Origin of the sequence: Hyphomonas sp. TMED31 (genome assembly GCF_002172815.1) — a bacterium.
Taxonomy (GTDB): Bacteria; Pseudomonadota; Alphaproteobacteria; order Caulobacterales; family Hyphomonadaceae; genus Hyphomonas; species Hyphomonas atlantica.
The window spans coordinates 1-20,383 of record NZ_NHCK01000021.1 but is presented as its reverse complement, the minus strand read 5'-3'; the positions used below and the strand labels follow the sequence as shown (position 1 = coordinate 20,383).

The 20,383-nt window shown below is 56.7% G+C and carries 18 protein-coding genes; 6 read left to right on the top strand and 12 right to left on the bottom strand.

All coding sequences use genetic code 11. The features are described from left to right. The first annotated feature begins 444 nt into the window (after nucleotides 1-444). The 3 genes from CBB91_RS03785 (at nucleotide 445) to CBB91_RS03775 (ending at nucleotide 3,453) form a co-directional block, all read left to right on the top strand. On the top strand, nucleotides 445-972 hold the full coding sequence (locus CBB91_RS03785) for a RimK/LysX family protein (RefSeq protein WP_273012170.1): 528 nt from the start codon (nucleotides 445-447) through the stop codon (nucleotides 970-972). After that, complete coding sequence (locus tag CBB91_RS03780) at nucleotides 965-2,497, top strand: UUP1 family membrane protein (RefSeq protein ID WP_273012167.1); 1,533 nt, start codon at nucleotides 965-967, stop codon at nucleotides 2,495-2,497. Before CBB91_RS03785 ends, CBB91_RS03780 begins: the two co-directional genes overlap by 8 nt. Beyond that, nucleotides 2,494-3,453 (top strand): alpha-L-glutamate ligase-like protein, encoded by a 960-nt coding sequence (locus CBB91_RS03775; protein WP_035547400.1) that lies wholly within the window; start codon nucleotides 2,494-2,496, stop codon nucleotides 3,451-3,453. Before CBB91_RS03780 ends, CBB91_RS03775 begins: the two co-directional genes overlap by 4 nt. On the opposite strand, the gene CBB91_RS03770 is transcribed toward CBB91_RS03775, so the two are convergent. The 8 genes from CBB91_RS03770 to CBB91_RS03735 form a co-directional block, all read right to left on the bottom strand. Next, the gene (locus CBB91_RS03770) at nucleotides 3,454-4,185 is read right to left on the bottom strand and encodes a proteasome-type protease (RefSeq protein WP_273012163.1); all 732 of its coding nucleotides are present in this window, start codon (nucleotides 4,183-4,185) and stop codon (nucleotides 3,454-3,456) included. It lies immediately after the preceding gene. Between the two features lie 33 nt (nucleotides 4,186-4,218). Then, nucleotides 4,219-5,019 carry a transglutaminase family protein gene (locus CBB91_RS03765; RefSeq protein WP_035547405.1) on the bottom strand — a complete coding sequence of 267 codons (801 nt, stop codon included), beginning with the start codon at nucleotides 5,017-5,019 and terminating at the stop codon, nucleotides 4,219-4,221. A 4-nt stretch (nucleotides 5,020-5,023) separates the two neighbouring features. Then, nucleotides 5,024-5,965, bottom strand: a complete 942-nt coding sequence (locus CBB91_RS03760) for an alpha-E domain-containing protein (protein WP_035547409.1) — start codon at nucleotides 5,963-5,965, stop codon at nucleotides 5,024-5,026. Between the two features lie 3 nt (nucleotides 5,966-5,968). Further along, nucleotides 5,969-7,399, bottom strand: a complete 1,431-nt coding sequence (locus CBB91_RS03755) for a circularly permuted type 2 ATP-grasp protein (RefSeq protein WP_035547412.1) — start codon at nucleotides 7,397-7,399, stop codon at nucleotides 5,969-5,971. Between the two features lie 90 nt (nucleotides 7,400-7,489). After that, a complete protein-coding gene (locus CBB91_RS03750; protein ID WP_272981879.1) occupies nucleotides 7,490-9,256 on the bottom strand; it encodes a glycoside hydrolase family 15 protein in 1,767 nt (588 codons plus the stop codon). Then, nucleotides 9,253-10,029, bottom strand: coding sequence for a trehalose-phosphatase (otsB, locus tag CBB91_RS03745; protein WP_345906722.1), 777 nt, complete (start codon nucleotides 10,027-10,029; stop codon nucleotides 9,253-9,255). The genes CBB91_RS03750 and otsB overlap by 4 nt, the downstream gene beginning before the upstream one ends. Continuing rightward, nucleotides 9,984-11,378, bottom strand: a complete 1,395-nt coding sequence (locus CBB91_RS03740) for a trehalose-6-phosphate synthase (RefSeq protein ID WP_273012155.1) — start codon at nucleotides 11,376-11,378, stop codon at nucleotides 9,984-9,986. Before CBB91_RS03740 ends, otsB begins: the two co-directional genes overlap by 46 nt. 176 nt (nucleotides 11,379-11,554) lie before the next feature. After that, nucleotides 11,555-13,048 (bottom strand): FMN-binding glutamate synthase family protein, encoded by a 1,494-nt coding sequence (locus CBB91_RS03735; RefSeq protein WP_345906721.1) that lies wholly within the window; start codon nucleotides 13,046-13,048, stop codon nucleotides 11,555-11,557. A gap of 379 nt (nucleotides 13,049-13,427) precedes the next feature. On the opposite strand from CBB91_RS03735, the gene CBB91_RS03730 reads away from it, so the two are divergent. Next, on the top strand, nucleotides 13,428-13,856 hold the full coding sequence (locus CBB91_RS03730) for a DUF2853 family protein (protein ID WP_081805978.1): 429 nt from the start codon (nucleotides 13,428-13,430) through the stop codon (nucleotides 13,854-13,856). Between the two features lie 81 nt (nucleotides 13,857-13,937). Here the strand turns inward: CBB91_RS03730 and CBB91_RS03725 are convergent, their stop codons facing one another. The 4 genes from CBB91_RS03725 to CBB91_RS03710 form a co-directional block, all read right to left on the bottom strand. Beyond that, entirely contained in the window at nucleotides 13,938-15,074 is a 1,137-nt protein-coding gene (locus tag CBB91_RS03725) for an acyl-CoA dehydrogenase family protein (protein WP_273012150.1), read from the bottom strand. Continuing rightward, nucleotides 15,071-15,394 carry a hypothetical protein gene (locus CBB91_RS03720; protein ID WP_035547429.1) on the bottom strand — a complete coding sequence of 108 codons (324 nt, stop codon included), beginning with the start codon at nucleotides 15,392-15,394 and terminating at the stop codon, nucleotides 15,071-15,073. Before CBB91_RS03720 ends, CBB91_RS03725 begins: the two co-directional genes overlap by 4 nt. Nucleotides 15,395-15,397: 3 nt before the next feature. Continuing rightward, nucleotides 15,398-16,612, bottom strand: a complete 1,215-nt coding sequence (locus CBB91_RS03715; RefSeq protein ID WP_273012148.1) for an acyl-CoA dehydrogenase family protein — start codon at nucleotides 16,610-16,612, stop codon at nucleotides 15,398-15,400. Nucleotides 16,613-16,723: 111 nt separating this feature from the next. Then, entirely contained in the window at nucleotides 16,724-18,157 is a 1,434-nt protein-coding gene (locus CBB91_RS03710; protein ID WP_273012146.1) for a glycosyltransferase family 2 protein, read from the bottom strand. 129 nt (nucleotides 18,158-18,286) lie between these two features. Here CBB91_RS03710 and CBB91_RS03705 point away from each other — a divergent pair, with 129 nt between their 5' ends. Continuing rightward, nucleotides 18,287-19,825, top strand: a complete 1,539-nt coding sequence (locus tag CBB91_RS03705; RefSeq protein ID WP_273012143.1) for an FAD-binding domain-containing protein — start codon at nucleotides 18,287-18,289, stop codon at nucleotides 19,823-19,825. A 274-nt stretch (nucleotides 19,826-20,099) separates the two neighbouring features. Continuing rightward, nucleotides 20,100-20,282, top strand: a complete 183-nt coding sequence (locus tag CBB91_RS03700; RefSeq protein ID WP_273012141.1) for a hypothetical protein — start codon at nucleotides 20,100-20,102, stop codon at nucleotides 20,280-20,282. Nucleotides 20,283-20,383: the final 101 nt, after the last annotated feature.

Sequence of the window (20,383 nt, the reverse complement as noted above, 5' to 3'; positions counted from 1 at the left end):
TCTTCGGGATTCGATCCATTCTCAACGTCAACATGACGCCCGGCATTTGTGATTGCGAACCGAACCACTCCCCAGCGTCTTACAGTCTCCGAGACAGCCGAAGCTCTCTCCCTCCGACGTTCATTCTATAGCAGCAATTACAGAACGCAACCTGAAATAGAGTTTTTTTAAAATTCTATTCTTGGTTAATTTTTGTGGGGTGATACACGCAGAAGGTGCAGTTTATTGACATGCAAGACCGGGGCCACAGTCGATCCTCGTATTCACCATAGAAATGACACGAAATCAGGTTTTTGAGGCAAAAATGGGCGTCGTCAGGGAACTTATCAGTCTGTACCACGTCCCCAATTGGGACGCCGAAGTGATCCGAACGCTATCGCCTTCACCGCTCGCATGGTAGGTGAGCAGAGGACTGCCTCGATTAAGGCAAAGGGACAAATTCACGTGAAGTATTTCAGATCTATCGTGGCCGCGATGGCCCTTCTGTCATTGCCCGCAATGTCAGCCTCCGCTGACAGCAGCGACCGGACCGACGACCCGGTAACCATGGGCTATGTCGAGAACGTATATGTCGGAAAACTTGGCCTTGAGATGAAAGGCAAGCTGGATACGGGTGCCGATTCCAGCTCGGTGTTTGCACGCGATGTTCACATCTACAACAAATCCGGCAAGGANGACTGGGTTCGCTTNCGGCTNGTCGGCAAGAATGGGCGCACCGTCCGATACGATCAGAATGTTCGGCGTTTCGCGCTTATCAAANTGAAAAAGGGCGGAACCATCAGACGNCCTGTGATTCACTTNCCGCTATGCATCGGCGGCGTAAGCGGCCTGGCGGAAGTCAATCTGGCTGACCGGGAAGAATTCGAATACGATTTCCTTGTAGGACGCGAATTCATGGCGTCCCGTGTGCTTGTCGATTCCGCCTCGACGTTCATTGCTCCTGGCAGCTGCGAAACAGAAGACCGTGAATAGCTTTACCCATACCCGATTACTTGCCCTGGTTCTGGCCGCCATTGGCCTTGGCATCTTCGCGACGAAAGTGCTTCAGCACGATTATCCGCTGACCCCCGGCCTGCAGACCACAACTTGGGATTTCGAGATCTATCTCGACTTCGANACGAGCAACCAGCCAGTTCGGCTGGAAACCTTTGTTCCCTCGAACAGCGAAAATCGCCGCGTATCGCAGGAACAGTTCTACAATGGTGCTTTCGGATTGAGGCTGAATGGCCGCAATGATGAGGGCCGGACCGCCATCTGGACGTATCGTTATCCGAATGACCGGAAGGTGCTTCGATACCGTGCGCGCCTGCTTGGCGAGACCGTTGAAAGCCCCCTTCCCGACGACATGCGCCGAAAACTGCGCCGCGCCGCGCCTGAGGCAGAAAANGACCTTGAGCGACAGGCTTTCCTNGTNTGGTCCACGGACTTGCGCCGGCGCTCAGCCGATGACGAGTCTCTCGCAGATCTCGTTCTGGAAGAGATCTTCGTGGACGGGGATGTCGATGAAGTCGACGCCCTGCTATCGCCAGCCCTGCCACGCCCAATCGCACGCCTTGCGCTTGCCCGCGATGTCTTGACCAGTCAGGGTATCCCTGCCCGCGTGGCGAATGGCGTATTCTTGGATTCTGCGCGCCGCCGGGCAGAAATCCGGCATTGGCTCGAATATCATGCGGATGGCGTTGACCGCCGTTACTTCCCAGGTCCGGATCCGCAGGAATTCTTCACGATCTGGCATGGCACCAAGGATTTCATCCGGGCGGAAGGCATCTCCGATCTCGACCTGCAAGTCAGCATCCAGCCCGTCAATGCNGCTGTCGCGGATGTGGTGCAACGTGTCGCCAAGGACGAAGGCTCGGCGATGCAATGGTTCTCGTTCAATCGCCTGCCNATCACCACGCAACTTGTCTATCAGGTTCTGGTGACCATTCCGGTGGGCATTCTGATGTTGGTCTTCCTCCGCCAGTTCATTGGCCTCCAGACCCTCGGCACATTCATGCCTGTCCTGATCGGNATTGCGTTCCGCGAAACGGCGCTCGTCAACGGAGTCATCCTGTTCACGGCGCTCATCGCGCTGGGACTCGCCGTGCGTTTCTATCTGGAAAAGTTGAAGTTGCTGCTGGTTCCACGATTGGCGACCGTTGTCGTGTTTATTGTTATCTGTATGGCCGTTATCGCGCAGATCATGAACAATAGCGGCCAGCGCATCGGCCTTTCAATATCGCTGTTNCCAATGGTCATTCTGACGATGACGATCGAGCGCATGTCGATTGCCTGGGAAGAATACTCGGCCACCGAAGCCATCAAGCANGGCATCGGCAGCCTGATGGTCGCTGCGGCGTCTTACCTCGTCATGACCAACACGCATGTCGAGTATCTGATGTTCAACTTCCCTGAACTGCTTCTCGTGATCATGGCGATCTGCCTGCTGATGGGTAAATANACCGGATTGCGCCTCAGTGAACTGATCCGCTTCCGCGAGTTGGACACACGCAAATGATCGGACGGTATCGGGCTTTGCGGAAGGCTGGGCTGCTCGGCATCAACGAGCGCAATGTCCGCCTCGTGAATGAGCTCAACCCNCGNCGACTGATCCGTCTGGTAGACGACAAGCGCGAGACCAAACGTCTCGCCAACGCGGCAAACATCCCCACGCCGGAGCTTTATGGCGTAATCGCCAACCCGTTCCATATGCGCCATCTGGAGTCTTATCTGGACAAGCCTGATGGTGTGGTTATCAAGCCTGCCAACGGCTCTCAGGGGAACGGGATACAGGTGTTGATGGAGCCGATGCGGGGCGGTTGGCGCCGGTCGAACGGCCAGCGCGCCCTTCTGGAAGACATCCGCTTCCACGTGAACAATATCCTGTCCGGCATGTATAGCCTCAGCGGCCAGCCGGACGTGGCCATGTTCGAGTATCGGGTNAAATTCGACGAAATCTTCAATCCGATCTCATTCGGCGGTGTGCCAGACATCCGCATCATTGTCGTTCGCGGNATTCCTGCCGTTGCGATGGTGCGCCTGCCAACCGCAGAGTCGGATGGCAAAGCGAACCTGCACAAGGGTGGCGTGGGCGTTGGACTGGATCTGGTCACAGGCAAGACGCTGAGCGGTATGCAGAACGGCAAGACCACAGACATACATCCTGATACCGCGAACCCGCTGCGTAATTTCTCGGTTCCGCATTGGGATACGATGCTGGAAATGGCCTCGAAGGCGTACGATGTGACGGGGCTCGGTTATCTCGGCGCAGACATTGTTCTGGACAAGACAAAGGGACCGCTTCTTCTGGAGCTGAATGCACGGCCGGGGCTCGCCATTCAGATTGCGAACCGGATCGGCATTCGCCCACTACTCAAGGCGACACTGGAAGCAGATACCGAAGGATTGGATGCACTCGGTCGGGTAGAGCTTGCCCGCAAGCTGTACCGAAGCCATGTGCCCGAACCGATCTGATCAGAATTCGTAGTCAGGCAATGAATTGAAGGCGAGCTTCAATGCGTCGCCCCATTTCGAAGAGATCGTCGAGAAGTAAGGATCGTTCTCCTCGACCCGCCGCTTCTGGCCGACCTTGCAGGTATCCAACTCAATGGTTTGCAGGTCGAGCGGCATACCCACGGACAGATTGGCCTTCAGCGTCGAGTCGAACGAGACGTATAGCAGCTTCACGGCCTCTTCGAATGTCATGTCGGGACTGAAAGCCCTCAAAATGATTGGACGACCATATTTGGTTTCCCCGATCTGGAAGAAAGGGGTCTCGTCACTCGCTTCGATGAAGTTCCCTTCAGGGTATACAAGGAACAACCTTGGCTCCATGCCAGCGATCTGACCACCCACGATAAGCGTCGCGCCAAAGGCTGCCTCCGATTCCGGGCCGCCATCCCCTTGCGTGCGGATCACCTCTTTCAGCGTGTCGCCCACCAATTTAGCGACCTGGAACATGGTATCCGCCGCCATGATGCTGGGATTACGTTCTTCCGGTGCTTTCAGTCGCTCATCAAGCAGGCTGATGACGGCTTGTGTTGTCGCAAGGTTGCCAGCCGTCATGANGGTGATCACGCGGCTACCCGGCTTCTCCCANGTGAACATCTTCTGAAATTTCGAGATATTGTCGATGCCCGCATTTGTGCGAGTATCCGACATGAAGATAAGTCCCCGGTCCAACCGAAGCGCAACGCAATACGTCACTGGGTGATTCTCCGATACAAAAGCTCTCGCAATCTACTGCTGCACTTGAATGGATACTACCAGGTTTTCAGCGCCTGCCCCGTACACCATGCCGCGGATCGGCGCAGCGTCCCGATAGTCCAAGCCGGTCGCAACCTGGATGTAGCGCGCGTCTGGGCAGATGCCATTGGACACATCGAACCCTGTCCATCCGAGGCCATCCACCCACGCCTCCGCCCACGCATGACCCGCGTCCTGATCAATGCGGTCTGTCATCATCAGATAGCCGCTGACATATCGCGTCGGAAACCCCAAAAGCCGCGCAACTGAGATGAAAATGTGCGCATGATCCTGACACACCCCTTGGCCCTTCTGCAGCGCTTCTTCAGCTGTGGTCTCGGAATCGGTTTCGTTGGTTTGATAAGCCACATGAGTGGCAATTTCGGCCATTACCTCATGCAGCACGCCCACATCCTGTGCGGTGTTGCTACCGAACTTTCCCGCAAGCGCCCGCAATCCTTTTGCAGGTGCCGTCAATCCTGTCGGACGCTTGTAGAGCCAAAGCGGTACAAGCTGACGATGCCCGCCCATCATGCCGGACATGTCGTGCGTTTCCACCTCACCTTTCACGCTGACGGTCACGCTCGAAGCGTCTGGATCCACCTGGACCAGGTCGACAAGATTCCCGTGATGATCTGTGTAGCTGGTCTCCAGACGCGCCCCATCAATAGACAGATCCCATGACAGGATCGATTGCGAGGGCAAACTGACAGGACGTTTACGAACCTGTTGGAGNGCGTACGATACGCCNGTCTCATAGGTGTAGGTCGATGTGTGATCTACTGTCAGCCTCATCCCATCACTCCGCAAACCTGTAGTCTCGTTCGATCTGGGTTGATAATGCAGCGTTGCGACCGAGAAAGTCCGTCAGGAACTCATGCAGGCCGCTATCAAACACGCTGTCTACATTCGTCGCGGCCAGACTTGCTTCCAGAGACGTTGCCAGATCGTGGGCCATGACGCGTTGGCCGTACTGCCGAAACAGACAGTCGAGCTCATGCGTGATCGTCTGGTAGCAATAGGCCAGAGAGCGCGGCATGCGCGTGTCAAAAACAAGAAAGTCAGCGATGGAGCGCGGCGTAACACTGCCGCCATTCAGCCAATGAAATGAACGCTGCGCAGAGGCAGACCGCAAGATCATCTCCCACTGAACATTGTCGAGGGGAGAGCCGACAGACGCACTGGTCGGCAGGAGGACATAGTACTTGGTATCAAGGATACGCGCCGTGTTGTCGGCTCGTTCGCACATGATGCCGAGAATGACGAAATTATAGATGTCGTTGCGAAGCATCGTGCCGGTTGTCGCGCCGCGAACTTGCGCACCTTGCTGCCGGATCATGGTGAGGATTTCAGGCAAATCAGTTTCCGAGGGGGGCCGCTTGAGCGCATCTCTCAACGTCATCCAGAAATCATTGATCGCCTCCCACATTTCCCGCGTCAGGGCGGTGCGGGTCATACGGGCATTTTCCCGGGCGGCGTGAAGGGTCGACAAAACACTGGAGGGGTTTGATCGGTCACGNAGCGCAAAGTCTGCCACCTTGGCCCCATCAATCATATCATGTCGCGCGCGATAGGTGTCATGGCAACCGGCCGTAACCAGAACAGATCGCCACTCCTCTTCCCCTGGCTGCGACCGGGTCAGCGCCATGCGGAAACCAGCCTCCACAAGGCGACTTGTGTTCTCGGCGCGCTCCAGAAGGCGGGCCATCCAGAACAGACCAGATGCAGTGCGTCCGAGCATCTCCTAGCCTTCCTTCAAAACCCAGGTGTCCTTGGTGCCACCACCCTGGCTCGAATTGACAACGAGTGAACCCTTTTTCATGGCCACCCGTGTCAGACCGCCGGGCGTCACATCAACACCGTCTGGCGACACCAGAACGAAAGGACGCAAATCTACATGGCGGGGCGACAATCCGGCCTTGGTCAGGATAGGTACCGTAGACAGCGCAAGCGTCGGCTGCGCGATATAGTTCGCTGGCTTCGCAGTCAGCTTTCTTCGGAAAGCTGCGATCTCTCGCTTGCTTGCGGCTGGCCCGACCAACATGCCATAGCCGCCTGATCCGTGCACTTCCTTCACCACCAATTCTTCCAGATGCTCCAGCACATAGGCCAGCGCATCCGGTTCAGCACATCGCCAGGTTGGAACGTTCTTCAGGAGCGGCGCCTGCCCTGTATAGAACTCGACGATTTCCGGCATGTAGGAGTAGATCGCCTTGTCATCCGAAATGCCCGTACCCGGCGCGTTCGCAATGGTGATCCCGCCTGCGCGGTAGACGTCGAATATTCCAGCGACACCCAGCATGGAGTCCGGTCTGAAATTCAAGGGATCCAGAAAGTCATCATCCACGCGGCGATAGAGTACGTCAATTGGCTCGTAACCTTGCGTCGTCCGCATCGCGACCCGCCCGTCCACCACGCGCAGATCGTGGCCTTCAACAAGTTCGACACCCATCTGGTCGGCAAGGAAAGCGTGCTCAAAGTAAGCCGAGTTGTGAATGCCGGGCGTCAGTACGGCCACAGTGGGCCTGTCGGCTGACGATTGCGGCGCAGACCTTTCCAGGGATCGACGAAGGGCCATAGGATACCCGGAGACACGCTGCACAGGCACTTGCGCGAATAGCTCGGGAAACATTTTCAACATCGTTTCCCGGTTTTCCAGCATGTAGGAAACGCCAGATGGTGTCCGCGCATTATCCTCAAGCACGAAGAATTCGTTTGGTCCTGTTCTGACAAGATCTATGCCAACTATGTGCGTGTAGATCCCGCCCGGCGGATCGAAACCGATCATCTTGGGCAGGAATGCATCATTCTCGCGGATCAAGTGTTCGGGCAAACGGCCCGCGCGAATGATCTCCTGTCGATGATAGATGTCGTAAAGAAATGCATTGATAGCGCGGACCCGCTGTTCAATGCCGCGAACCAGCAAAGCCCACTCACTGGCCCCAATAATACGCGGCACCAGATCAAACGGAATCAGCCGTTCATCGGCTTCAACATCACCGTAAACATTGAACGTAATGCCGGTGCGACGGAAAAAGGTGCGCGCTTCCCGCGATTTCTTCAGCAGTGCAGACGGCGTCGCGCCTTCAAACCAGGAGGAATAGCGGGCGTACGGCGACCGTACCGCTTCCCCGAAGCCATGCATTTCATCAAAGACGTCGTCACTCTCACCCATGATTTCAGCAACGCACAGTCGCTGAATCAGTTCAACAAACTCAGTTCCGGCCGCTCAGCATCGAACCGAGTTCGCTAAAACTGTGCAGGTTTATGTGACTGCTGCCCAAGGCTTGCTCAGCAGTGCCGCAGAATTGATGATTCCGACCATGCAATAGGTTTGTGGGAAGTTCCCCCAGAGTTCACCGGTCTCCGTATCCACGTCTTCAGACAAGAGGCCCAGATGGTTGCGGGTGGCCAGTACAGTCTCAAACATGCGCCGTGCCTCTTCGACTCGGCCGACGCGATACAGCGCGTCAATGAACCAGAACGTGCAGGCCGTAAAAGCGGTCTTCGGTTTCCCGAAATCGTCCTCAACCTTGTAACGGTACACATGATCGCCCATGCGCAAATCCCGGTCCACTGCATCGACTGTGGCGACATAGCGCTCGTCCGTTGCGGGCAGGAATCCGATCTCCGCCATCAGCAGGACTGACGCGTCCAGATCCGTACCGCCGAACGCGGCCGTGAAAGCTTTGACGTCATCATTCCAGGCTTTGTCCAAAATGGTCGCATGAATTATGTCTGCGCGCTCTCTCCAATAGGCAGCGCGACTTTCAAGTCCGAGCCTGTCAGCGATCAGCGAGAGGCGATCACAGGCGGCCCAGCACATGATCGCGGAAGATGTATGCACATGAGCGATGGTTCGGAATTCCCAGATGCCTGCATCCGGTGTGTCGTAAACGGCAAACGCCCGTTCGCCCACCGGCTCCAATTGTTCGAACTCCGCAATACCGGGCTGAGCGAGCAGTCTGTGGTCGAAGAAAGATTGTGCAACGCCCAATACAACCTGACCGTACACATCGTGCTGAATGTGCTCCGCAGCCTGGTTGCCACGCCGGACCGGACCTGAGTCCCTGAATCCCGGCAAGTGAGGCGCGAGGTCTTCTGTCAGATCCGCTTCAAGGCCGATTCCATAAACAGGCTGAATATGTCCACCCTTCGAATGGGCAACAATATTCCTCACCCATCTCATATAATGTTCCAAAGTACCCATTCCGGACAGTCGGTTAAGCGCGGTCACAGTAAAGTACGCATCACGAATCCAGCAGAAGCGATAGTCCCAGTTGCGGGAAGACCCTTCATGCTCAGGAACGGACGTTGTCAACGCGGCAACAATTCCGCCTGTTTCCTCAAACACGCACAGCTTGAGCGTTATGGCAGCGCGGATAACTTCATCCTGCCACTCAAATGGAATGGCGAGGCTTCGCGCCCATTTCGCCCAGTATTGGCGCGTACGTTCTTCCCAATCACGGGCAATGACGCCAGGAGAATCCGTCAGGGATTCATCAGCCCCCAGAATAAAGGTCACATCCTTATCCAGAATAAAGCTGGTTTCTGTCAGAATGTAGGAAACCGGCGCATCAGTCGTCACCCGGAATGACAATTCCTCATCGACGAAGCGCACATGATTGACACCTCGAATTGGCTTCAAGCGGCGTCCGCCCCAATCCGTTTCCGGTGTGAGGGAAATCTTCAGCTGCGGCGCGCCCGAGATTACCTCGAAACGCCGGACCAGGCTCGCGGGCCGAAAAGTGCGCCCCTTATGCTGAAAGCGCGGAGCAAAGTCGACAATCTCGAGAATTGCTCCGTCTTCAGCCTCCATTCGCGTGCGCAGTATAGCCGTGTTGCGATCATAGGTCTGGGAGCGCTTGGTCAAGCCCTCCATCCAGACGGTGAACGTTCCGCCGCCACCCAACAGCTTGTTGAACACAGGCTCACCATCAAATCGCGGAAGGCAGAACCATTCATAGTCTCCGCGCGAATTGATCAGGCCGGCAACAGTCCCGTTTCCGACAACTCCAAGATCCAGGCTCATAAATCTCCCAACATCTCTTTCAGGTAATTTTCGACATCCTTATGGGACGTCAGCCGATACTCTGCAGCGCTGGCCCCTTCTCCAACTTTGACAGACCATCCACCCAGACGATTGGCGACAAGAATGGCGTCTTCATCTGTCTTGTCGTCCCCAATCATAATGGGAACCCGCCCCTCGAAGGGAGGTGCCTGCATCGCCTTCTCAAGGCAGACACCCTTATTCGCCCCGCTCGGCTTCGCCTCAAGCACCATCTTTCCGGATTGCAGCGCGTAGTCGGAATACTCTGCAAGAGCGCTTTCCAACTGCAAGGCCAACTGCTCACCCTTGTCGGGCGCAGCGCGATAGTGCACAGCCAGAACAGGCCCTTTCTTCTCCAGGCGCACCCCGTCAAAAGTGCTGATCACAGATTGAAACCGACAGATGAGCCCATCAGGAGCGTCCGTCACCGTGTCCGCCATCCTCTCTCCCGGAGCGGCGGAACGGAGACCATGATTTCCAAAACGCCACAAGGCATTCGGGACGCGCTTGGACAGATCCGTCAGGTCGCGTCCAGACAGGATGGCGAGCGCACCATTCAGCTTCTCTGATAACTGAATCAACACATCATCCATGCCCGGCGCCAGAAATACGGCATCCGGATCATCCTGAAGCGGCGACAATGTGCCGTCAAAATCGAGGAACAATGCGACCGTATTTTCCAGCCTTGGAGGAGAGACGTCCGGCTGGCTCATGCCGGAACCTGCTCGAAGGCGGTCATGAAGCGGCTTCGCCACCAGCCGATGTCTTGTTCGGAAATGTTGTCGTAGAGCTTTTGCCAGCGTTCCCGCCGTTCCTCGCGCGGCATTTCAATCGCCTGCTTCACGGCTTCGGCGATCGCCGAACTGTCATAAGGATTGATAATCAAAGCCTCCTTCATTTGCTCCGCTGCGCCGGCAAACTGAGACAAGATCAACACGCCGGGGTCTTCAGGGTCTTGCGCGGCGACAAACTCCTTGGCGACCAAATTCATACCATCCTGCAAAGGCGTCACAAGGCACGCCGTGGCAAGTCTATATAGACCGGCAATCTCCTCGCGATCATATCCGCGAGCGAGATACCTGATCGGCATCCAGTCGAGATCACCATAGTCTCCATTGATGCGCCCGGACAGGGCATCCAGCTGTTCGCGAAGCTGCGCATATTCTTCTACAACGGAGCGCGATGGTGGCGCGATCTGCGTGAACGAGATCTTGCCGTGCAACTCGGGATATCTGTCGAACAGATCCGCCATGCCTTCGAAACGCTGTGGCAATCCCTTGGAGTAATCCATTCGGTCGACACCGATGACCAGATCCCGCTCTCCAAGAAACCGGGACAGGCGGCTTGCGGCGCGCGTTGCTGGTTCGTCCTGCGCTGTCTGCGCGAATGACTTGCTGTCGATGCCGATCGGACAATGCAGCAAATGCACAATACGACCTTCAACCAGGAACTTGCCATCTGGCTGTTCCTCGGCGCCGAATTCCTCTTCCAGATACTGCGCCAGATTGGCCAGATCTTTCCGGCATTGCAGGCCGACAACATCATAAGCGCACAGGCCTTTCGCAAGCTTGCGATGCTCCGGAATAGCGCGAAAGACTTCTGGAGAGGGGAATGGAATATGCAGGAAGAAACCGCAGCGTCCTGTCCATCCTTCTTCCCGCAATATACCGCCCAAAAGCAGGAAGTGGTAATCGTGCACCCAGATCAAGTCGTCCTCTGTCGCCTGACGTCGCACAATGTCGGAAAATTTCTCGTTGATCTCCACATAATAGCGAAAGAACGAAGAATCGAAGACGGCAAGATCGATACGATTGTGCATCACTGGCCACAGCACGCTGTTTGAATAGCCCAGGTAAAACCCATCGAACTGATCGCGGGAATAGTCCGTCAGGGCAAACTCCACCCCATCCTCGCTGGATTTGCGGGCGCGATTGCTGGGAAAGTCCAGAATGCGACCGCTCCAGCCGATCCAGAGTCCTCGTGTATCGGCAAGCGAGTCCCACAAGGCCACAGCGAGCCCACCGGCGCGGCTTTCCTGCCCCGCAGCGGTCCTGTTCGAAATCGCTATCAGTCGACTACGCTTTGGCGTCTCAATTTCAGTCATTGCCCATCCTGTCCCACTTGGTCTAACCCGCGTCCAGCCATGACCAAAGCGCGCGGCCAAAGACTGGATGCGGAAACCATCATGCTGCCCGCTTTCTATGCACTAGCACAGAACCGGATGAAACAAGGCTGGTTCCGGTGAAACTGTGATGCGGCCGCCCCCTTCTCGTATTCCCGCTAAATTGCTGGGTGGAAACTTGCCGCCTGTGCCATGCGCCATTCCTCAGCCAATTGGGTCTCATCAGGCGCATCCAGCAATTGCCCGTTGGAGATCAGTTGGTAGGCTCGTTCGGCGGTATAGGAGATGTCTTCAGTGACCCTGTGCATCACATGGCGAGGCGTCAGCTCAGAAGGATGCGCGCACCCTGCGGCACCGACGACTTCCATCAGCGCCTTTACCGTATTGTGATGAAAATTCCTGACGCGGATCGCCTTGTCTTCGACGACCAGACCACGCTGGCGTGACATGTTCGATGTCGCAATGCCCGTCGGGCACGTATTGTTGTGACAATTGAGGGACTGGATACAGCCAAGCGCAAACATGAAGCCACGCGCTGTGTTCACCCAATCTGCGCCAAGTGCCAGAGACGAGGCCATTGAGAACGCGCTGATCTGCTTGCCCGAACATGCAAGGCGAACCTCGTCCTTCAGCCCCGTTCCAACCAAGGCGTTACGCGTCAGAACGAGTGCCTGACGCAAGGGGGCGCCAACATGGTCTAGAAACTCCGCAGGCGCAGCGCCGGTCCCACCTTCGCCGCCGTCAACAACCATGAAGTCAACGCGCAGACCTGTTTCCAGCATCGCCTTGCAGATCGCCAGGGTTTCCCACCGGTTGCCGACTGCGAACTTGATACCAACAGGCTTGCCACCTGACAGATCACGCAATCTGGCAACAAACTCCAGCATCTCGATGGGCGTCGAGAAAGAAGAATGCGAAGGCGGAGAGATGCAAGTCTGCCCGATTTCAATGCCGCGCGCTTCTGCGATTTCCGCAGTCACCTTCTCGCCCGGCAACACGCCGCCATGCCCTGGCTTGGCACCCTGGCTCAGCTTCACCTCAATCATCTTGATCTGGGGGTCTGCGGAAGTTTCGGCGAACTTGGCAGCATCAAAGCTTCCATCAGATGCGCGACACCCGAAATAGCCAGACCCAAGCTCCCAGACCAAGTCACCCCCTCCCTGTCGGTGATAGCGCGAGACACCCCCTTCCCCCGTGTCGTGATAGAACCCCCCAAGTGCGGCGCCTTTTGAAAGGGCTGAGATAGCGTGCGCTCCCAGAGACCCGAAACTCATGGCGGAGATATTGAAGACACTTGCCGAATAAGGCTGGGACGTGCCAGGCGCGCCCACCATCACGCGCGGGTCGCTCTCGGTGGGATGTTGTGCGGCGATAGAGTGCGCCAGCCATTCATAGGGCGGCTTGTCCATATCCAGATGACTGCCAAACGGCTCCACCGAAGATACATTCTTTGCTCGGCGGTACACCATCGCCCGATCTTCCAGATTAAAAGGGCGACCTTCTGTTTCGCTCTCGACAATGTAGGCACGCAGAAAGGGGTGAAGCTCCTCCGCCACCCAACGGATCCGCGCCACCAATGGATAGTTTCGCCAAAGACTGTGCTTGCGCTGGAAGACGTCATACAGGCCAGTCAGCGAAAATGGTGCAAGCACGGCAGCTGCGTACAGCAGCCATGGCTGCAGTCTCCAAAACACAAGACACCCGACAAGCAGGAGTACGATAGTGATCCACGGCAAGTATCGGAACATGTCAGCCCTCATCTCATGTCTGGTTTGCACTCAAGATGTGTACTCCCAATCCGCACAGGTCAATCAATGTAGTTCACGCCCTGAACGAAACGTGCGATCAGCAACCCAACTGCCATTTTGTCCGTATACTTCATGTTGCTGAGAATCGTTTCACTACCGAAAAGGGGTTGGCAGGCTGTGGAAAAACAGTTCAGTGTCCAATTCACGTTTCAAACTGATTCGTATTGTGAGCTGCGTAAATTCAAACACGCCCGTTCGTCGGGCCCATTGAGGAGAAACTCCCATGGCAAAAGCAACCAAAGCCAAGAAAGCCGCGGCGCCGAAGAAAGCCGCTGCACCAACTGCAACAAAAGCCGCCAAGGCACCTTCTCCGAAAGAAGTGCTGATGGAGAAGTATGTCACGGACCTGAAAGACAAGGTTGGTGAAAAACGCTCCGACATGGATCTTCTGAATGCCGCCGTGAAAGCTTGTGGGCCAACAATCTACAAGGCCGACTCTGCGACGGTCGCTGCGTCCGACAAGGAAGAACTGGCCCGCATCAAGAAAGGCTTCATTGCAAAGAAGCTTGGTGTAACTGACGATGCGAAAGCAGACGCAGCCATTGCCGACGCCGTTGCGAAGTACGGAAAGTCCGTTCGCGCAAAACATCGTCCAGTCATGTACTACCTGATTGCCAAAGCTCTGAAGAAGGGCTCGGTTCTGAAGGGCTAAGCCAGCGTCTCTTGCGAGATAAAAATAAAGCCGGGAAGGATCAGACCTTCCCGGCTTTTTTCATTCAGTGTTTCCGAACCGCTAGTAGCCTGCAAGGCGCGCGTAGCGATCCCGGTGCCAGCTGGCAGATCCGAACATGGCTTCCTGCACACGAGCACGTTTCATGTAGAGGCCCGGATCAGCATCATCCGTCATGCCGATACCGCCATGCATCTGCACGCACTCATTGGACACCAGATGCACCAGTTCGCTTGCCTTCGCTTTTGCGAGACTTGCAAGTTCGGCGACATTCTCCTTGCCCTCATCAACGGCAGCAAGCGCAGCTGCCACGCAAGAGCGTGTCAGCTCCAATTCAGTGAACATCTTTGCGGCGCGGTGCTGCAGAGCCTGGAACGATCCAATCAACTGGCCGAACTGTTTGCGGCTGTTCAGGTATTCCAGCGTCATATCGAATGCCGCTTGCGCACTGCCAAGCATTTCTGCCGCCTGTCCCATGGCCGCCCGATCAAGAACTGGCTCCAGCACATCGGCGCCTTTATCCACTGCGCCTATGATTGCACTGTCCGGAACGATCACATCTTCCAGCGTGATATGAGCCGCGCCATGCGAATCGACGGAGTTCAGCGCCTGAACTGACACGCCTTTGGCATCGGCTGGCACAAGGAACAGCGTAAGTCCGTGCCTATCGCCCGCCTCGCCATAAGTGCGGGCCACCACGATCAGCATGTCAGCATGATGCGCATCGGCAACGAAACGCTTCATGCCATTCAGCGTGTAGCCCTGACCATTACGCTCAGCTTCCGTTGCAACACCGAGTGGATTGAAGTGCGCGGTTTCGTCTAGCGCCAGCGCAAATGTCGCGTCTCCGCCAGCAATCTTTGGCAGCCATTCAGCCTGTTGTTCCGCACTGCCACCCAACTGTAATGCACTGGCCGCGATCAATGCAGTTTGAAGCACGGGTGTGGCAGCCAGAGTCCGCCCCTGCGCTTCCAGGATCTGACCCAGGCCGACAAGCCCGAAATGCTCACCGCCTGGCTCATCCGGAATAATCACACCGAAGAAGCCAAGTTCGGCCAGCTTCTGGCGTGTGTCCGGGTCTACACCATTTGCCCCACTATCACGCAGTTTGCGCAGGCGCGTCACTGGCAGTTCATCGCGCGCAAATGCCATTGCGGTATCCCGCAGCATTTCCTGGTCTTCCGTCAAAAGGAATGTCATCTGAATATCTCCGAAGCCTTGCGTTTGTCCCTGGTGTTCTTTGCAACACGCCGCACGTTTTCCGCTTCGCGCCCAACCAGCAGTCCGGCCAGCCCGGCCGTACTCCAGAGAGCGCTGGCAGCGAGTGCCAGCCTGATGCTTGTCAATTCGAGGCGCGCCGCCTCCATACCCGCCCACACATAAAGTGCGGCAAGCGTGGACAGCAGCGCGAACATCCACACAGCCGACTGCACCAGCCAACGCCCACGGAAGAACGGAGCCAGGACTCCGGCCATGAACGGTGTGCCGAGAAACAGAAGGATGATCTGCGTGGACGACATGGGTTACTTGTGGTCCTTGAGGCCCAGCACGCGTTTGGAGATCACGTTCAGATTGATCTCACTCGTACCGCCCTCGATCGAGTTACCTTTTGAGCGCAGCCATTGGCGCGTGACCTTCTTGGCTGCCGGATCAAAGCCCTCGCCTTCCCAGCCAAGCCCTTCCGTGCCGAGCGCCTCAACGAGTAGCTCATGCCGGTCCTGGTTCATCTTCGCAGCACCATACTTCAGAATGGATGCTGTATGGCCAACTTGCTGGCCCGCTTTGGCTTGTTCCGCCTGGCGTTGAACAGTCAGGTTGAATGCCTTGGCATACATCTTGTGGTCAGTGATCCGCCCACGGAGGTCACCATCTATCAGGCGACCTTCACTGTCGGTGCCAATGTGCATCTTGGCGTATTCTTCCGGCCCCAGAATGCCAGAGCCACCTGTGCCGCCAAAGCCTCCGGCAGAAATGGACGAGCGCTCGAATTGCAGCAGGCGTTTGGCGATCTGCCAGCCACCGTTCACTTCGCCGACCAATTGGTTCTTCGGCACTTTCACATCCGTGAAGAATGTTTCGCAAAATGGGCTCTCGCCGGAAATCAGCAGAATTGGACGCGCTTCGACGCCTTCGCTCTCCATGTCGAACAGGATGAAGCTGATCCCTTCATGCTTGGTGCTCGTATCGGTCCGCACCAGACAGAAAATCCAGTCAGCCTTGTCAGCGTAAGAGGTCCAGACTTTCTGACCATTGATCAGGTAATGATCGCCCTTGTCTTCGCAACGCGTCTGCAAGTCTGCCAGATCAGACCCCGCGCCCGGCTCGGAATAGCCCTGACACCAGCGTGTCTTGCCCTTCACGATATCCGGGATGAAGCGCAGTTTCTGTTCTTCATTTCCAAATTCCAGAAGCGCCGGGCCGAACATCCAGAGCCCGAAAGAGAACAAGGCAGGCCGCGCCTTGATGCGGCGCAGCTCTTCCTGCAGCACGCGGTTCTGCTCTCGGCTGAGGCCGCCGCCGCCATACTTTGCTGGCCACTCCGGCGCGGTCCAACCTTTTTCACCCATCCGCTCCAGCCAGACCTTGGCTTCAGGGTTCTTGAACTTTTCGCGTTTTCCACCCCAGACAATCTCGTCATCCTTCATGGGCGTACGCATCGAAGGGGGGCAATTTTCTTCAAGCCATTCGCGCGTTTCAGCGCGAAACTGCTCTAGGTCGACTGATTCATCATACGCCATATCGGACTCCTCTGGGGGCAACAGATCGTGCATCGACTGTATGCCCAAGCCGAAGGACCGCCAAGCATTGACCTTGCGTTAGAAAATGCGGGGGCGCTGTTCCCGGCTCCGTCAGGCGTCCATATCGTGTGGCGTCTTCACCCAAAAATGCGGTCGCCGCGACAGGCTGTAAAGCGCGCGCATCATAGCGAAGTACTGAAGAGGCCAGTAAAAAGGGATAGTCAGGATATCCCGCAGCCGGACCGCAAAAGAAGACGTCGGTACAGTCAGCGCCGCGATCACGCCAACAGCATAGGACGCTGCCAACATGCCCAAGCTGATCGACCCTATACTTGCGTCCGGCACCAAGAGGCAAACCGCGCACCAGACAAGCCAGGGCAGATGGACAAGTGCCGACAAGATAGATGCGCCGAGGCTCAATTGCATCGAGATGAACCCCAGAACGCCCATCTCCTTTATGGCCGTGGATGGATACCGCATCAGAACGAGCCAGGTCTGGATGAACCCCTTCAACCAGCGGGATCGCTGACCGACCCATACATCGAGCTGTTGAGGTGGGGTTTCGACAGTTGGCGGCGCAATAACATCAACCTTCTTCCCCAATCTTGCGAAACGCAGTCCGAGATCGGCGTCTTCGGTCACATTCCAGGCGTCCCAGCCGCCAACCGCCTGAAGTGCCGCCTTGCGAAAATGATTGCTGGTTCCGCCAAGTGGGATCGGCATACGCAACCGGGCCAGCGCCGGCATCATGCGGTTGAACTGGATTGCGTATTCCAGCGCCCAATGGCGCGACAACCAGCCGCCGCCACGCACATTGCCCGATAGTGGCGCCTGCACACAAGCAAGCTGCGGGTCCCAGGCGAACCGGCGGGCCGCCTCCATCAGCTGACCGGGGTTCGGACGATCCTCCGCATCATAGACCGTGACAAATGCTCCCCTGGCCCGGGCCAGTCCGTAGTTCAGCGCACGCGGTTTCGTCTGCGGCTGACCGGGCGGCAGCACCAAAAGCTCAGTCCCCTCGGGCCATATCTGCTCATGGATTGCGTTTTTCGTATCATGATCCCCCTCCTCCAACAGAAGCTTCACATCCAGCAGCCGTCGGGGATACTCCAACGACATCAGACTGTTCGCCAATTGCGGCATGCATGCCGCCTCGTCCTTGAGAGCAATCAGGATGGTGTAGGTCGGCAGGAGCAACGATAGCGATGCGGGATTGGTCAGAAGATGAACGGAACTCGGGCCGAACAGGACCAGGCCGAGCCGGTACAGAATCATCAACGCGAATACGCCAATCCCCACGGCTCCAAAAATCGATAGCAACCAACCAGGCGCAAAAAGTCCGCAGACTCCGGACACTGCCAGCAAATGTCGAAGCAGTTTGGCCTGATCAGTGGCCATACCGGTCTTGGCAGACATGCCAAGAAATCTTGCTGGGAAGGCCTCGGCCGCATTCTCCGCCAAACGCGGGTCGGGCTTCGGTTCAGCAAGATTATCAAACAGATGCAGCGGGAAACGATCCCGCGCAGTAACTCCCTCAGCGCCCATAAATGGTAAAGACGAACTTTACCATTGACCCGCAAGAAACCAGAAGTTGAATTTGTTTCGGTTTCGCAATGAATTAGCGCATGCGCCGAAAAGATTGGACAAAGAGGAACAATGTTCTATATTTGTTCCATGAGCGATCTACATGTCATCTGGTTCAGACGAGACTTGCGGGTGCATGACCACGCAGCCCTCGTGGCCGCCTGCGCATCAGGCGGGCAGGTCCTGCCCCTCTACATTTTTGATACCCGGCATTGGCATCGCCCAGACACATCCGGCCGCCAATTCGACTTTCTTTTGGAATCCCTTGCAGATCTCGACGGTGCCCTGCGCAAACGCGGAAGCAAGTTGTGCCTGAGATCCGGCAACGCAGCCGAAGTCCTGTCGCAAATTCACACCCAGTACGGGATCGCCTCCCTCCACTTCCATGCGGCAAGTCACGATCCGGAAGAGACGGAACGCGTTCAGCACGTCCGCAGCTGGGCCATGAAAGCCGGAATCCCATTGCGCGAGCAGGCCATAAGGCGTGCGATGCCATTAACTCCGGAAGAGTCGGAAACCGCTTTCCGGCACTACATGCGCCAGCCACGTCTCAATGCACCGGAAAACTTGGACACGCCGGATATGGTGTCGGAAGACTGGCCGGTCGCATCAGATTACGGATTGGGTGACGACGCATGTGCAGGCCGCCAGACTGGAGGCCGCACCAATGGTGTGCTTCAGCTGCGCCAATATCTGTCAGGTCGCGGACGGCCGGCCTCCAAACGCAATCTCTCTGTTACGGACCGGGAATCATCTGCCTCCGGCCTGTCCCCCTACCTGAACTGGGGCACATTATCGGATCGCGAGGTCTGGCAGGCGGCGATGCGTGCCAAAGGCGCCCTTCTATCCGATGGGGATGAGACGTTTGCCGCCTCGCTCGACGCATTTGTTGAGAATCTGGAACAAAGGTCTCGCCTGCTGACCGCCAAACCACGGCGTGAGCAGGTTGAGAATGCCGGTCTTCCACATGATATTTTCAAACGTGAAATGGTCGGCGCGGCAGATCCCCGCTTGGCTGCCTGGGCCAGTGGCCGCACAGGTTTCCCACTTCTTGATGCCAGCATGCGCTGCCTTCAGGCCACCGGACGCCTCGAATCGGAGTTGCGCAGCCTGCTTCTGTCATTCGCGACGTGCCATCTCTGGCTGGATCCGACTGCGCCTGCCCAGCATCTGGCGCGGCTCTCCACCGATTTTGACGGGGCCCTGTTCTATGGGAACGCACGGAAAGTTGTCGGCGTCAGCTCACACCCCGTCGGGCAAATACCGAATCCGGTACGACACTCCCAGATGCGCGATCCTGAGGGCACCTTCATTCGAAAATGGATACCTGAAATCGCTGACCTCCCGGACGCGCTGATCCACTCGCCTTGGGATGCCCCAAAAAGTCTGCTCGCCGAGAAGGGCATTGTCCTGGGCCAATCCTATCCGATGAGAATGGTTGATCATATGGCTGCGGCCAGGGCGGCTCGCCGTCACCTGTTCCCTGAGCAAAGTTCGCATGCGTTGCCATTTGGTGTTCCGGCACGGCCGAATATGGCGCGCAGGGCGGGCATGTCGAAGTCTGGACGTGTCCACGCCGTACCTGCCAAGTCGGTTCAGCTCAGCTTCGATTTGGGTGGCCATGCCTGATCCATGCGAACGGAACGGGTTCCGCTTGTCGCATCGATTCAGCGCTACAATGCATTGCATGAATTCTTCTCCAGTTTATTCGGCATCGCTTGACTTGAAAAACGCGCAACCATATCGATATTCGGCAAACAACAGTGCCTTGAATTTGTTGGTATTTATTATTTTTCGATAAAAACTTATTGATTTTCGATAATTTCTGACCTAGATAGAGGGTGTCGGCGGCGGGATGGTCTCGCCAAGGACATCAACAGAAAGCTAGAAGGAATTGAAAATCATGATCCCCCGCGCCCGTCAGAGCGACATCGCCGTACCAGCCACCGAAAGCATGATGGCCCTCTCCATCATGACCGGAGAGGCAACTCACCGGACCCGGCCGGCCAATGATGTCAAAGCGGAGGATCGTCAGAATCTTCTGGTTCGCCGCCGCCGCCGCTTCGCCCGCCGCGAAGCGCACTAAGCCCGCCTGCCGGCGCCGCGACAATCGGTTCCCCTGCCGATCGTGGCGCCGGCCTCCCCCCGCCCCCACACTCACAAGCCCAGAAGGATAATCTCACCATG